The sequence below is a fragment of the Rhizobium sp. Leaf306 genome, from assembly GCF_001423425.1.
GTDB classification, from domain to species: Bacteria; Pseudomonadota; Alphaproteobacteria; order Rhizobiales; family Rhizobiaceae; genus Neorhizobium; species Neorhizobium soli.
This window is the reverse complement of sequence record NZ_LMNX01000001.1, coordinates 893,403-906,499: the sequence shown is the minus strand read 5'-3', so window position 1 is coordinate 906,499 and position 13,097 is coordinate 893,403. Positions and strand designations below refer to the sequence as shown.

9 protein-coding genes are annotated in these 13,097 nt (G+C 60.5%); 7 read left to right on the top strand and 2 right to left on the bottom strand.

From position 1 onward, the window contains the following. Nucleotides 1-147 precede the first annotated feature (147 nt). From ASG19_RS04220 to ASG19_RS04210, 3 genes are read left to right on the top strand one after another with little or no spacing between them, the layout of a single operon-like run. Nucleotides 148-1,356: an acetyl-CoA C-acetyltransferase gene (locus tag ASG19_RS04220; protein ID WP_062453885.1), complete on the top strand. Its 1,209-nt coding sequence runs from the start codon at nt 148-150 to the stop codon at nt 1,354-1,356. A 2-nt stretch (nt 1,357-1,358) separates the two neighbouring features. Beyond that, the gene (locus ASG19_RS04215) at nt 1,359-1,742 is read left to right on the top strand and encodes a cupin domain-containing protein (protein ID WP_062453884.1); all 384 of its coding nucleotides are present in this window, start codon (nt 1,359-1,361) and stop codon (nt 1,740-1,742) included. Nucleotides 1,743-1,757: 15 nt separating this feature from the next. Next, nucleotides 1,758-3,971: a 3-hydroxyacyl-CoA dehydrogenase NAD-binding domain-containing protein gene (locus ASG19_RS04210; protein WP_062453883.1), complete on the top strand. Its 2,214-nt coding sequence runs from the start codon at nt 1,758-1,760 to the stop codon at nt 3,969-3,971. A gap of 72 nt (nt 3,972-4,043) precedes the next feature. On the opposite strand, the gene opgC is transcribed toward ASG19_RS04210, so the two are convergent. Next, a complete protein-coding gene (gene opgC / locus ASG19_RS04205; RefSeq protein ID WP_062453882.1) occupies nt 4,044-5,288 on the bottom strand; it encodes an OpgC domain-containing protein in 1,245 nt (414 codons plus the stop codon). A gap of 206 nt (nt 5,289-5,494) precedes the next feature. Beyond that, the gene (locus ASG19_RS04200) at nt 5,495-9,016 is read right to left on the bottom strand and encodes a PAS domain-containing hybrid sensor histidine kinase/response regulator (protein ID WP_062453881.1); all 3,522 of its coding nucleotides are present in this window, start codon (nt 9,014-9,016) and stop codon (nt 5,495-5,497) included. 187 nt (nt 9,017-9,203) lie between these two features. Between ASG19_RS04200 and mscL the strand changes: the two genes are divergently transcribed. The 4 genes from mscL (at nt 9,204) to ASG19_RS04180 (ending at nt 13,035) form a co-directional block, all read left to right on the top strand. Then, nucleotides 9,204-9,647: a large conductance mechanosensitive channel protein MscL gene (gene mscL, locus ASG19_RS04195; protein ID WP_062453880.1), complete on the top strand. Its 444-nt coding sequence runs from the start codon at nt 9,204-9,206 to the stop codon at nt 9,645-9,647. 124 nt (nt 9,648-9,771) lie between these two features. Then, on the top strand, nt 9,772-10,947 hold the full coding sequence (locus ASG19_RS04190; protein ID WP_062453879.1) for a pyridoxal phosphate-dependent aminotransferase: 1,176 nt from the start codon (nt 9,772-9,774) through the stop codon (nt 10,945-10,947). Nucleotides 10,948-11,112: 165 nt separating this feature from the next. Then, a complete protein-coding gene (gene galE / locus ASG19_RS04185; protein WP_062453878.1) occupies nt 11,113-12,147 on the top strand; it encodes a UDP-glucose 4-epimerase GalE in 1,035 nt (344 codons plus the stop codon). 120 nt (nt 12,148-12,267) lie between these two features. Continuing rightward, on the top strand, nt 12,268-13,035 hold the full coding sequence (locus ASG19_RS04180) for a polysaccharide deacetylase family protein (RefSeq protein WP_062453877.1): 768 nt from the start codon (nt 12,268-12,270) through the stop codon (nt 13,033-13,035). The last annotated feature ends 62 nt before the right edge of the window (nt 13,036-13,097 follow it).

Sequence of the window (13,097 nt, the reverse complement as noted above, 5' to 3'; positions counted from 1 at the left end):
AGAAAATGTGTGGCGACCGCTCGTCCCGATTGAACATCGGCGGCGCGGCGGGATAAGCCCTCCTCCTTGTGGGGAGGGTTTGGGAGGGGTCTTCTCTCCCGCAGTGAAACAAAGGCAATGTAATTTGCCACCAAGGGAGATGACACCATGACCGAAGTCTTCATTTACGATCACGTGCGCACGCCGCGCGGTCGCGGCAAGAAGGACGGCTCGTTGCACGAAGTGCCGGCTGTCCGTCTCGCGGCAAAGACCCTCGAAGCCATCCGTGATCGCAACGGGCTCGATACGGAAACCGTCGACGACATCATCATGGGTTGCGTCGATCCGGTCATGGATAGCGGCGCCGTCATCCCCAAGGCCGCAGCCTTCGAAGCGGGATATTCGACCCGGGCACCCGGCATGCAGATCTCCCGTTTCTGCGCATCGGGCCTTGATGCCGTCAATTTCGGCGCCGGTAAGATCGCAGCCGGATCCGACGACATCGTCATTGCCGGCGGTGTCGAATCGATGTCGCGCGTCGGCATGGGCATGTCCGGTGGCGCCTGGTACATGGACCCTTCGGTCAACTTCCCGTCCTACTTCATGCCGCAGGGCGTCTCGGCCGATCTGATCGCGACGAAATACGGGTTCTCCCGCGATGACGTCGATGCCTATGCCGTCGAAAGCCAGAAGCGCGCCGGAAAAGCCTGGGATGCCGGCTACTTCAAGAACTCGGTGATCCCGGTCAAGGATCAGAACGGCCTGACCATTCTCGACCGCGACGAGCATATGCGGCCCACAACCGACATGCAGGCGCTGGCCTCGCTCAATGCCTCGTTCCAGATGCCCGGCGAAATGGGCGGTTTCGAAGCTGTCGGCATCCAGGCACATCCGGAAATCGAAAAGATCAATTACGTCCACCACGCCGGCAATTCGTCTGGCATCGTCGATGGCGCTGCAGCCGTCCTGATCGGCTCCAAGGCCGGCGGCGAAAGCATGGGCATCAAGCCGCGCGCCCGTATCCGCGCGTTCGCAAACATCGGCTCCGACCCGGCGCTGATGCTGACCGGCCCAGTCGACGTCACCGAAAAGCTGCTGGCCCGCACCGGCATGACGATTGCCGATATCGACCTGTTCGAACTCAACGAGGCCTTTGCCGCCGTCGTGCTGCGCTACATGCAGGCGTTCGACATTTCCCACGACATCATCAACGTCAATGGCGGCGCGATTGCCATGGGTCACCCGCTCGGTGCCACCGGCGCGATGATCCTCGGCACCGTCCTCGACGAACTGGAACGCCGCGATCTCAACACCGCATTGGTCACGCTCTGCATCGGCGCCGGCATGGGCACCGCGACCGTCATCGAGAGGGTCTGATCGTGAGCTTCAATACGGGTACAATCGAAGACGAATTTGCGCATGTTGACGACCACTGGTCTCCACGCGTCATTGCCGATCTCAACGGACAGAGCGTGAAGGTCGCGAAGGTCAAGGATCATCTGACCTGGCATTCGCATCGCGACGAGGACGAACTGTTCCTCATCTGGAAGGGCGAACTCACGATCGAATATCGGGACCGGCCGCATGTTCATATGAAGGCAGGCGACTTCCATGTCGTTCCGAAGGGCGTCGAGCACAATCCGGTCGCGGCCGATGAGTGCTGGATACTCTTGTTCGAGCCGTCCGAGACGAAGCACACCGGCGATGTCGTGGTCGAAAAGACCAGGACGTTGGAAACCCAGCGCAGCCATTTGTCGGCCTGATAGGGGAGGAACCCAATGACCTACACCAACTTCACCATCGAAACCGACGCCGACGGCATTGCTGTCGTGACCTGGGACATGCCGGGCAAGTCGATGAACGTCTTTACCGCCGAGGTGTTGGAAGAACTCGACGCGATCCTGAAGGCAACGGTCGCGGATGCCGCGATCAAGGGCGTCGTCTTTACCAGCGGCAAATCCTCGTTTTCCGGCGGTGCCGACCTCACCATGATCCGCGGCATGTTCTCCATGCTGCAGGAAGCGACCGCACAGGACCCGGTTACCGCCAAGCAGAAGCTGTTCGAGGTTGCAGGGCAAATGACCTGGCTGTTCCGCGCCATCGAAACCAATGGCAAGCCCTGGGTATCGGCCATCAACGGCACCTGCATGGGCGGCGCTCTCGAGCTGTCGCTGGCCTGCCACGGTCGCGTCGTCGCCAATTCCAAGTCGGTCAAGCTCGCGCTGCCTGAAGTCAAGGTCGGCATCTTTCCAGGCGCCGGCGGCACGCAGCGTGTCTCACGCCTGACCGATGCCCAGTCCGCCCTGCAAATGATGACGACCGGTCAGACGCTGACGCCGCAACGCGCCAAGGCGATGGGTCTCGTGCATCAGGTCGTCGAACCCGATCAGCTCGTGACCGCTGCAAAGCAGATGATCAAGGATGGTTTGAAGCCCGTCGCTCCGTGGGACGAAAAGGGCTTCAAGGCACCCGGCGGCGGGGTCTGGACGCCACAGGCTGCCCAGCTCTTCCCGGCGGCTCCCGCCATCCTGCGCCGTGAGACGGCAGGCAACTATCCGGGCGCGCTCGCCATCCTCAAATGCGTCTATGAGGGTCTTCAACTGCCCTTCGATACGGCGCTCAAGGTCGAGCAGCGCTATTTCACGCAGATCCTCGGCACGACCGAAGCCTTCTCGATGATCCGCTCGCTGTTCATCTCGATGCAGGAACTGGGCAAGGGCGCCCGTCGTCCGGCAGGCGTTCCAAAAAGCGAATTCAAGAAGGTCGGCGTGGTCGGCGCCGGCTTCATGGGTGCCTCGATCGCTTATGTGACCGCTGCCGCCGGCATTCCCGTCGTGCTGATCGACCAGAGCCAGGAAGCAGCCGACAAGGGCAAGGCCGTCTCCGAAAAGCTGGTATCCGACAGCGTCGCCAAGGGTCGCCTGACGAAGGAGGAGGGCGAAAAGCTCCTCTCGCTCGTCACCGCCACGCCGGACTATTCGACACTTGCAGATGCCGATCTCGTCATCGAGGCGGTGTTCGAAGACCGCAAGGTCAAGAAGGCCGTGATCGAGGCGGTCGAAGCGGTTATTCCGGAAACCACGATCTTCGCGTCGAACACCTCCACCCTTCCGATCTCGGGCCTCGCGGAAAACTCCAAGCGTCCGGACCAGTTCGTCGGCGTGCATTTCTTCTCGCCGGTCGAAAAGATGATGCTGACCGAAGTCATCCTGGGCGAAAAGACGGGCGACAGGGCACTTGCCGTGGCGCTGGATTTCGTCGGCAAGATCAAGAAGACGCCCATCGTCGTCAACGACACGAGAGGCTTCTTCGTCAACCGCTGCGTCTTCCGCTATATCAACGAAGCCTATGACATGCTGGCCGAAGGCGTGCCGGCAGCCATGATCGAGAATGCCGCCAAGATGGCCGGCATGCCGGTCGGCCCGCTGTCTCTTAACGATGAAGTGGCCGTCGATCTCAGCCAGAAGATCATGAAGGCCTCGATCGCCGATCTCGGCCCCAACTCGGTCAAGCCGGAACACATGGCGCTGATCGACAACATGGTCGATGTGCTCGATCGCCGCGGCCGCAAGAACGGCAAGGGCTTCTACGACTACCCCGCCAAGCCCGCGAAGAAATCGCTCTGGCCCGGCCTGAAGGAGTTCTATCCACAGAAGCCAGTTGGAGACGTCGACGTCTCCGTGCTGAAGCAGCGCTTCCTCGTGACGATCGCACTGGAAGCCGCCCGCACCGTCGAGGAAGGCATCGTCACCGATCCGCGCGAAGCCGATGTCGGCTCCATCCTTGGCTTCGGCTTTGCCCCCTATACGGGTGGCACGCTGTCCTACATCGACGGCATGGGTGTGAAGACCTTTGTCGAACTCGCCGAAAAGCTGGCCGCGCAATATGGCAGCCATTTCAAGCCGACGCAGCTGCTCAAGGACATGGCGGCGAACGGAGAGACCTTCTACGGTCGGTTCGACCCTTATGCGAAAATCGGCCAGGCGGCCTGACGTCGCCGTCAAGCGACCATGAAAAAGGGCGGCTTGGAGCCGCCCTTTTTTGTATGCGAACGATAGTCGTCTTTACCGGATGACCATCTGCTGCGGAACGCTCTGGGCCGCCGGCTTTGGCGACTTCAGGTTCTTCGCAGGTGCCGACTCCGCCGTGCCGAGCAACTTGTCGCGCTCGCGCCATAGGGCAGGGATCGAGAGAAGGCCGACGGCGGTCAGCGCAATCGCAGTCTTCGTCCACTCGCCGAGTTCCGGCGTACGACCATCGAAGTAGTATACGAAGTAGACGATCGCGACGTGCCATACATAGACGTAGAGCGAGTGGCGGCCGAGCAGGCGCAGGTACCGCAGGGTGAACACCCAGGTCACGGCAGACGCGATGTTACGCACCCAGTTTGCCTTGTGCTGCGGACCGGCAACGAGCAGCCAGGTGACGAGAAGACCCATCGCGGCGAAGTTCAGGAGATAGACCGGACCGAAATCGGCACGGATTTCCATCGAGGCGAACTTGCCGATCATGTAGGCCGGCATCAGCTCGTTGGCGGTAATCAGGCGCAGCGGCAGGAAGAACATCACCAGCACCAGCGCCACCTTGGGGATGAACGTGTTGTCTGGCGACAGGATCTTGCCCCAGTTGATCTTGCCGGACGAGGTCAACGCACCGAGAACGAGGCCCGAGAAGAACACGATCTGCCAGCCGAACAGGTTGAACGACACGCGGATGCCCTGATCGTCCGAGCCCATGATCAGCTCATTGATCGGGATCGTTGCGATCTGATGCAGACCCAGCTGTCCGGCCATCCACATCATGATCGAGGCGGCGACCACGTAGTGCCACTTGTCATCAAGCACCAGCTTGATGAGCATCGGTGCAAACAGCATGTAGACGATATACTGCGGCAGGATGTCCATGAAGGTCGGCTGGTATAGGAAGGTGGCGATCGCAGCGAGACGCAGCGGATCGTCGAAATTGGTATAGCCCAGCCAGTTGAACCAGACCGAATAGGCCCCCGGCAGCAGCATCTGCGCCACCAGCACGGCGATCACGATGCCCATGGCATAGCGATAGAGCTCGAAGGCACGGCTGTAGATCGCAGTGCGACCGGCGGCATATCCGCCTTTCATCATCTTGCGGGCATAGACCATGCCGATCATCAGGCCGGACAGGAACACGAAGCCCTGCGCATCCTCGACAAAAGCAAGCTGATTGTGGTTGATTTTGACCAGGAAGTAGCCACCGGCAAATATCAGGTGGTTGAGAACCATAAATACAAGGAAATATCCCCGCATCCCGTCAATGATCTCGAATCGTTTCATCGGTCGCGGTCTCCGTCTCTACCGGTTCCGATGGCCTCGTGCCTTTCGGTCCGTAAGGCCTCTCCGGGCCGGGAAGTCACGCGCCTAAACGTCGCGACGCGCCGGAGAGTTCCGAGCGACACTCGCTTTGTATCTGACGTTCAGACATTTCAACCGTAAACAGTCTGTGATGACTATTCGATGAACAGCTTTTTAAGCAGTTTGCGTCATTCCGCCGCGAGACGCCGCAGACCGGCGATCTGGGTGAGGTAAGCGCGCAGCGCCGCCGGTCGCACCGGCTTGTGCTGCAGTGAAATGCCGTGTTTCTCAGCCTCGTTGCGCACATCCGCGGACCGATCGGCGGTGATGAGCAGGGCCGCAACATCGGCCTCGTAAGCGGCACGCAGCGACTGGATCGCCGCGATCCCGTCGCCGTCATCGAGATGATAATCGGCGATAATGATATCCGGCGCCGGCTCACCCGAACGGGTGATTTCGTCCAGCGCTGTGATGGACTGCGCTTCCCTGACCGTGCAACCCCAACCCGTAATCAACAGCGCCATCCCCTCCAGAATCTTCGGCTCGTTGTCGATGCACAGAACCCTCAGCCCGGTCAGCGGCTGCGAGCGTTTGCGCCGTTCAGGCCGCTCGGAGGCTTTCGCCGGTCGCGCGACCGATGCGTCGAGCGGCAGATCCACCCTGAAGATGGTTCCGCGACCGGGCCTCGATGCAAGCTGCACGGGGTGGTCGAGCACGCGCGAAATACGGTCGACGATGGAAAGACCGAGGCCGAGACCGGTTGCGGTTTTCGCCCCTTCGTCGAGCCTTGCGAATTCCTTGAACACGGTCTCGAACTGGGCTGCCGGAATGCCGATGCCGGAGTCGTGCACTTCGATCGATACTCGCCCGCCATGCCGCCGCGCGCCGACCAGAACCTTGCCGCTGATTGTGTATTTGATCGCATTGGACACCAGATTCTGCACCAGCCGGCGCAGGAGATTGGCGTCGGAGCGAACCCTGAGTGAGGTCGGCATCACCACGAAGGTCAGGTTCTTCTCGCGCGCCATCGGCTCATAGTCGGTCGCGATTCGGCGCAACAGGTCGTCGAGGGCGATGGTTTCAAGCTGCGGCTTCATTGCGCCGGTGTCGAGCCGCGAAATATCCAGTACCGCCCCAAGGATCGCCTCAACCGATTCGAGCGCGGAATCGATGTTGCGCACCAGCGGACCGTTGCGGTCGGCAGGCGTCATGCGCTCGACCAGTGCGGATGAGTACAGCCGCGCGGCATTGAGCGGTTGCAGGATATCGTGGCCGGCAGCGGCAAAGAAACGTGTCTTGCCGATATTGGCTTCCTCGGCCTCGGCACGCGCCTGGCCCAGTGCATGGTTGACGCGGGTTAGCTCTGAGGTGCGCTCTGTCACCCGCTGTTCGAGCGTTTCATTCGCCTGTTTCAGCGCCTTTGCCGCCGCAACACGGTCGGAAATATCGGTGAAGGTTGCAACGATGCCGCTATCCGGCATCGGGTTGGTGCGCACTTCGATGATCCGCTCGCCGCTTGCAACGACAAGCGAGAACGACGCATCCAGCGTCTTGAACCGGTTGACCACATCCGCCTGTTCGTCTGCAGGAATGTCACCGCGGTCCGAAAGCATCGCCACGATATCTGAGAGCGGAAATCCGACCTGGCCGACCTGGTCGGGAAGGTCGAGAAGATGGCGAAAACGCCGGTTCCAGATCGTCAGTCGGTCGGCACTGTCGAACACGGCAATTCCCTGGTCCATCTGCGAAAGCGCCGTCTGCAGCATGTCCTGATTATACTGCAGGGCTTCGCTCGCCTGATCGAGCAGGAAGGCGGTATCGGCGCTTGCATCCTCGGCCTTCTGCAAGATCAGCGACAAGACAAGCCGTGCCGAGGAAGAACCGATCGCGCTGCCCAGCAGCTGTTCGGAGAAATGCACCAGCGCCATATCGGCCGGCTGGTCGTCCTCGAAACGGCGTCCTGCGGTGCGCTCATAGTGGGAAAACGAACGCTGCATGCGCTCCTCGCCGAGATAGCGCGCAATCGTCGCCTTGAGGTCTCCCACGCTGACACGGGTCTTCCAGCCGCGGGTCGCAAACTCCGAGCGCAGATGCCGCTTGACGAAAATCCCGGCCTGCAAACGCTCCACGGGCCGTGGATTGCGGGACAGAGAGCCGAGCACGAAGGCCAGCATGTTGAGCGCCAGACTGAAGATCGTCGCGTTGACGAGCGGATCGGTTTCGGGACCGGAGAATATGCCGGTGCCGGGGATCAGGAAATTCAGCACGGCCGCGGCGATGTGGGAATTGTCCGGTCCGCCGAGGCTCGGCACGAACAGTAGATAGGCCCAGGCCGCAAACCCGAGGCACATGCCAAGGATTGCGCCTCGGGCATTGGCCCGGCGCCAGATCAGCCCGCCGAACAGCGCGGGTGCCACCTGCGCGATCGCCGCAAACGCCAGAAGGCCGATCGAGGCAAGACCCGACTGGGTGTCCGCCATGCGGTAATAGCCGTAGCCGAGAAGCAGCACGGCGAAGATCGCGAGCCGTCGGATATTGAGAAGTGCACGGGTGAAATCGGCACGACCCCCATGCGCCGAGCGTGCCGCCATCAGCTTGCGGCGCAGGAAGACAGGAATGATGATGTCGTTCGACACCATGATCGACAGTGCGACGGATTCGACGATCACCATCGCGGTTGCGGCGGAAAAGCCGCCGATGAAGGTGATCAGCGTCACGACCGGCAGATTGCCGTGGAGCGGAAGCGTGAGAATGTAGAGGTCGGCATTGCCGGTTCCACCGAACGTGACCAGTCCGGCAATCGCCACCGGTAGGACGAACAGGTTGATCGCGACGAGATAGATCGGCAGCAGAAACGAAGCGACCTTGCGTTCCCGGTCCGTGCGGTTTTCCACGACCGTCACATGGAACTGCCGAGGCAGAAGCAGGATGGCGAAGGCCGAGAGCAGTATCAAAATCAGCCAGCGGCTGAGCGGCGTTTCGTAGGACAGTGCCGAGGTGATCAGGAGGTTGTCGGCAGCCTTGGCCATCAGGTCTGCAGGACCGTCGAACAGCACGAACAGCACCGTCAGCCCAACGGTTGCAAAGGCGAAGACCTTGACGACGGATTCCATCGCCACTGCCAGGATCAGACCGTCCTGATGCTCCGTCGCATCCGTATGGCGTGTGCCGAACATGATGGCGAAACCGGCCATCAGCAGTGTCACGATCAGGGCCAGATCGATGAAATGCAGGTTGCCGCTGCCAATCCCGTAGTCGGAGGGATTGACCATCACGGCGACCGAACTCGACACGGCTTTGAGTTGCAACGCGATATAAGGCACGGAGGCCACCAGCGCGATGATGGCGACGATCATCGCGACAGTCGAATTCTTGCCATAGCGGGCAGCGACGAAGTCGGCGACGGAGGTCAGTTTCTCGGCTTTCGCGAGTTCAACGATGCGTCGGATCAGCGGCATGCCCAACGTCAGCATCAGGATCGGGCCGATATAGATGCCGAGGAATTCAATCCCGCGACGGGAAGCCAGACCCACGCCACCGAAATAGGTCCACGAGGTGCAGTAGATCGCCAGGCTGAGCGCGTAGACCACGGGCCGGCCGATCTTCGGCACGCCCACGACGCGACTTCTCCGGTCGCCATAACTCGCGACCGCAAACAGCAGCAGGATATAGGCGAAAGCGGCGACGATGATCACCCAGCCCGAAAGCATGTCTCCTCCCCGCAATGCCGCGACGCGGATGAGATTAGGTCAAAAGCAAGGGTTTGCAAATCGCCGCGGCATTGGCAAAAAGTCCAATGCCTGGTCATCTTTAAGTCTCTGTCTTTTTCACCTTTTCAGCAAGTGGTGATGCACTATGTTGGGGCGGATCAACAACCCGAGCAGCAGGGGTAATGCTATGTCCGTTGTTTCCGAATTCCGTTCCTTTATCGCCAAGGGCAATGTCGTCGATCTCGCCGTCGGCATCATCATCGGCGGCGCCTTTACCGGCATCGTCACATCACTGGTCAACGATCTCGTCATGCCGGTCGTAGGTGCCGTGACAGGCGGTGGCTTCGACTTTTCCAACTACTTCGTGGCGCTGTCGAGTGCGGTCACAGCGCCCTCGCTGGAAGAAGCCCGCAAGCAGGGCGCCGTCTTCGCCTATGGCAGCTTCATCACGGTCGCGATCAACTTTCTCATCCTCGCCTTCATCATCTTCCTCATGGTCAAGGGCGTGAACAAGCTCCGCGCCATGGAAGAAAAGAAGCCTGCGGATGCCACACCGGCCCCGCCGCCGGCCGATATCCAGCTGCTGTCGGAAATCCGCGATATTCTGAAGACGGGTAACCCGATCCGGTAATCCAACCGCGTCAACAGATCGGCGATCCATCAAGAAAAACGATCGCCGATCCACGGATTGTCATGGGATTTTCCGAGTTCTCTGCGCTAAACAGAATGAAAGCATAGGGAAATGTTCAGGAACCATGTCGATCATTGCAAGTCTCAGCCCGCGGGCCGTCTCCACTCCCGAAAGCGGTATTGTCGAGATCATCAATCACGCCCGCGCCGGTGGCCGCCGCGACCTGATCCCGCTATGGGCAGGCGAGGGCGACCTGCCGAGCCCGGATTTCATCAATCAGGCGGCATCGAGCGCGCTTCTGGGCGGTGAGACCTTCTATACTTGGCAGCGCGGAATTCCCGAACTGCGCCAGGCACTGTCAGACTATTACACGCGGCATTTTTCAAAGACGCTGTCGTCAGAGCATTTCTATGTCACCGGCTCCGGCATGCACGCGATCATGATGGCCGTGCAGGCGATCGCCTCGCCGGGCGATGAACTGATCTACCTCTCGCCGACCTGGCCGAACATCATCTCCGCGATCGAGATTTCCGGCGCTTCCGCCATCGGCCTGCCGCTTGCCTTTACCGGCGGCGGCTGGTCTCTCGATCTCGACACGCTGGACGCTGCGATCACACCAAAGACACGTGGCCTTTTTATCAATACGCCCGCCAACCCGACCGGCTGGACGGCAACGCTTGATGATCTCCGAGACATTCTGACGCTCGCCCGCAAACATGGGATCTGGATCATCGCCGACGAGATCTATGCCCGTTACTACTACGGTGGTGCGGCAAGGGCTCCGTCCTTCCTCGACATCATGGAAGAGGGCGATCGGATCATCTTCGCAAATTCCTTCTCCAAGAATTGGTCGATGACCGGCTGGCGCATGGGCTGGCTGGTGGCTCCGCCGGAAATGGGGCAGGTGATCGAAAACCTCATCCAGTATTCCAACTCGGGCGTCGCCCAGTTCATGCAGCGCGGCGCGGTGGTGGCGCTCAACGAAGGCGATGCCTTCGTCAACGAGAACGTGGCCCGCGCCGTGGCCGGTCGCGATATCCTCTGCGATGCGCTGATCGCCACCAACCGCGTGCAGACGCTGAAACCCGATGGTGCGATCTACGCCTTCCTCAAGGTGGATGGCGTAACCGACAGCCGCCTGACGGCAATGGACATCGTCGACAAGATCGGCGTGGCGCTGGCGCCCGGTTCTGCCTTCGGAGAGGGTGGCGAACTGTTTCTGCGGGCCTGTTTTCTGCGCAATTCGGCCCATGTCGAAGAAGCCGCCGGTCGGTTGGCGGACTATATCAAGCGCCTCTAACCCCGCTCCATCACCGCAAAGAGGGCGGTCTGTAAAATTTTATCGATCGCCTGAACGCCGTGTTTTCCGTGTTCCGCGTTAAACCCGGCGGCCCCGCCCGGTGGTAAGGTTTGCTGAAGAACGGCCGTGTTTCTCTCTGCGAAAGAAAAAAGCAGGGGCGAGAAAATGGCTGTTCTGGTCACGGGTGGTGCAGGGTATATCGGAAGTCACATGGTCTGGGCGCTGCTCGACGCTGGCGAGGATGTCGTCGTGCTCGACCGGCTGTCGACAGGCTTTCGCTGGGCGGTTCCGGACGAGGCGCGCTTCTATCTGGGTGATGTCGGCGATTCCATCATCCTCAAGCAGATCTTTGCTGAAAATGACATCGACGCCATCCTGCATTTCGCAGGCTCGATCGTCGTGCCACAATCGGTCGCGCATCCGCTGGATTATTACGAGAACAATACCGGCAAGACCCGCTTCCTGGCGGCAGCCGCCGTCGAAGCGGGCATCAAGCATTTTGTCTTCTCGTCCACCGCCGCCGTCTACGGCGATCAGAAGGATGATACGCCGGTTCTGGAAAGCGCGCCGACGCTGCCGAAAAACCCCTACGGTCAATCCAAGCTGATGTCCGAACTGATGCTGCGCGATGCGGCTGCAGCCCATGATTTCCGCTTCGTCGCGCTGCGCTACTTCAACGTCGCCGGTGCTGATCCGCTTGGGCGCACCGGTCTTTCCACGGAAGGTGCGACGCATCTCATCAAGATTGCCTGCGAGGCGGCTCTCGGCAAGCGCCGCGGCGTCGATGTCTATGGCACCGATTATCCGACAGCCGATGGTACCGGTGTGCGCGACTACATACATGTGACCGATCTGGTCGAAGCGCACTTGAAGGCACTGAGCTATCTGCGTCGTGGCGGCGAACCGCTGATTGCCAATTGCGGTTATGGGCGCGGCTATTCGGTGCTGGAAGTGCTCGAAGCGGTCAAGAAAGCCGGAGCCCGCGGGTTCGACATCAACTACGGCCCGCGTCGCCCGGGCGATGCAGCAAGCGTCGTCGCCAATGCGACGCTCGCCCGGCGCCTTCTTGAATGGACCCCGCGCCACGACGATCTCGACCTGATCGTCGAAACCGCAATCCGCTGGGAACGGGAACTGGGCGATCGCCGTCCGGAAAGCATCCGTGCGATCCGCACCCGGCTCGCGTCGGCGAGCTTCTGAGCGCAAGCATGATGCAGTGATGCGGCCGCATTGCTGATACGTGAGAATGCGCATGGTCGAATGGCGTGCAGGGGATTAAAAGCGGGATCCTGGAACAACCCGATCCTGCGGAAACTGACCATGCGCCTCTTGTCCACCGCCGCAATCCTCCTTTGCTGTCTTGCGCCTTTGGCGAAGGCAGACACTCTGGCGGTTCAGAAACTGGTCGAACCGCGTCTGACGGTGGCGCCTGCGGGAAATGCGAAACACATCCGTGTTGCCCTTACCTTCGATGCCTGCATGGGCAAGGCCGACGAGCGTATTCTGACCACGCTGGTTCGTGAAAGAATTCCCGCAACGATCTTCGTCACGTCACGGTGGCTGAAGCACAATCCGGAAACCGTCGCTGTTCTGCGTGAAAACAGCGATCTCTTCGAGCTGGAAAATCACGGCGAGAACCACATTCCCGCAGTCGATATTCCGGTCGCGATCTATGGCATACCGTCCGCAGGCTCGCCTGAAGCTGTCGGCCGCGAGGTGGGGAGAGGAGCCGACGCCATGCTTGCAGCCGGTCTTCCGAGACCGCACTGGTTTCGCGGCGCGACGGCAAAATATGATCTCTCGGCCATCCGGGAGATCCGGGCCATGGGTTTCAAGATCGCCGGCTATTCGCTGAACGGCGATGATGGCTCGCTCCTCGGGGCCGCGGCTGCCGAAAAGCGGATTGCTGCTGCCAAGGATGGCGATGTGGTGATTTCACACATCAACCAGCCGACTCATGCCGCCGGCGAGGGGGTCGCTCGTGCACTGGTTGATCTGAAAAACAGAGGCGCAGAATTCGTTCGCCTCTCTGATTTCGAGGCCTCAGGCGACCATGAGACGACCGCCAAGCTGCCTGGATTGTTTTGAGGTGGATCGGGATCAGCCTCAAAAGTAGGGCTCGGAAATTGCTAGTTCCTCCGAATTTCATG

Bases quoted from the DNA above. Each gene is read 5' to 3' on its own strand.
- ASG19_RS04200 (WP_062453881.1), bottom strand. From the start codon at position 9,016: ATGCTTTCGGGCTGGGTGATCATCGTCGCCGCTTTCGCCTATATCCTG.
- galE (WP_062453878.1), top strand. From the start codon at position 11,113: ATGGCTGTTCTGGTCACGGGTGGTGCAGGGTATATCGGAAGTCACATG.
- ASG19_RS04210 (WP_062453883.1), top strand. From the start codon at position 1,758: ATGACCTACACCAACTTCACCATCGAAACCGACGCCGACGGCATTGCT.
- mscL (WP_062453880.1), top strand. From the start codon at position 9,204: ATGTCCGTTGTTTCCGAATTCCGTTCCTTTATCGCCAAGGGCAATGTC.
- ASG19_RS04190 (WP_062453879.1), top strand. From the start codon at position 9,772: ATGTCGATCATTGCAAGTCTCAGCCCGCGGGCCGTCTCCACTCCCGAA.
- ASG19_RS04180 (WP_062453877.1), top strand. From the start codon at position 12,268: ATGCGCCTCTTGTCCACCGCCGCAATCCTCCTTTGCTGTCTTGCGCCT.
- ASG19_RS04220 (WP_062453885.1), top strand. From the start codon at position 148: ATGACCGAAGTCTTCATTTACGATCACGTGCGCACGCCGCGCGGTCGC.
- opgC (WP_062453882.1), bottom strand. From the start codon at position 5,288: ATGAAACGATTCGAGATCATTGACGGGATGCGGGGATATTTCCTTGTA.